This window comes from Nocardia sp. NPDC005978 (assembly GCF_040614455.1).
Classification (GTDB): Bacteria; Actinomycetota; Actinomycetes; order Mycobacteriales; family Mycobacteriaceae; genus Nocardia.
The window spans coordinates 1-1,073 of sequence record NZ_JBEXUS010000254.1 but is presented as its reverse complement, the minus strand read 5'-3'; the positions used below and the strand labels follow the sequence as shown (position 1 = coordinate 1,073).

Genomic DNA, 1,073 nt, shown 5'->3' with positions numbered 1-1,073 from the left:
ATCGCCATGATTGTTTTGATGACGCCGGCGATGCCGGCGGCTGCTTGGGTGTGTCCGAGGTTGGATTTGATGGTGCCGAGCCAGAGTGGGTGGTTGGGGGGTCGGTGTTGTCCGTAGGTGGCCAGGAGTGCGTGGGCTTCGATGGGGTCGCCGAGGGCGGTGCCGGTGCCGTGGGCTTCGACGGTGTCGATGTCGGTGGGTTGGAGTCCGGCGTCGGTGAGTGCTTGTCGGATGACGTGTTGTTGGGCTGGTCCGCTGGGTGCGGTGAGTCCGTTGGAGGCTCCGTCCTGGTTGGTGGCGGTGCCGGTGATGATGGCGTGGATGTGGTGGTTGTGTCGGGTGGCGTCGGAGAGTCGTTCCAGGACCAGGAGTCCGGCGCCTTCGGCCCAGCCGACGCCGTCGGCGGAGGCGGCGAAGGAGCGGCAGCGTCCGGTGTGCGAGAGCATGTTCTGGCGGTCCGAGAGCAGGAACAGGTCGGGCAGGGGCATGACGGTGACGCCGCCGGCGAGTGCGAGGTTTGTTTCGCCGTTGCGCAGGGATTGCACTGCCAGGTGTAGTGCGACGAGGGAGGATGAGCAGGCGGTGTCGATCGATAGGGCGGGGCCTTGTAGTCCGAGGGTGTAGGCGACTCGTCCTGATACCAGGCTCAGTGTTGCGCTGCCGAGGCGGTGGTCGTTGGTGGTGGTGTGGGGGTTGTGGCCTTCCCATCCGTATCCGGTGTGGATGACTCCGGCGAAGACGCCGGTGGGGCTGCCTTTGAGGTGGTGTGGGTTGATGCCGGTGCGTTCGAGGCCTTCCCAGGCGAGTTCGAGGAAGAGGCGTTGTTGGGGGTCCATGATGAGGGCTTCGGAGGGGCTTATTCCGAAGAAGGCGGGGTCGAAATCGGCTGCGTTGTGGAGGAATCCGCCTTCGTGTGTGTGGGTGGGGTCCAGGCGGGTGTCGAGGTTCCATCCGCGGTCGGTGGGGAATGGGGTGATGGTGTCGGTGCCGGTGGTGACGATGTTCCACAGGTCTTCGGGGGAGGTGATGCCGCCGGGGAAGCGGCATGACATACCCACCACCGCCACCGGCTC

1 protein-coding gene is annotated in these 1,073 nt (G+C 65.6%); it reads right to left on the bottom strand.

The window, feature by feature from the left end; translation table 11 throughout:
- Window positions 1-1,073, bottom strand: a 1,073-nt coding sequence (locus ABZ319_RS40500) for a polyketide synthase (RefSeq protein WP_354991892.1), incomplete at both ends; no start/stop codon positions are given.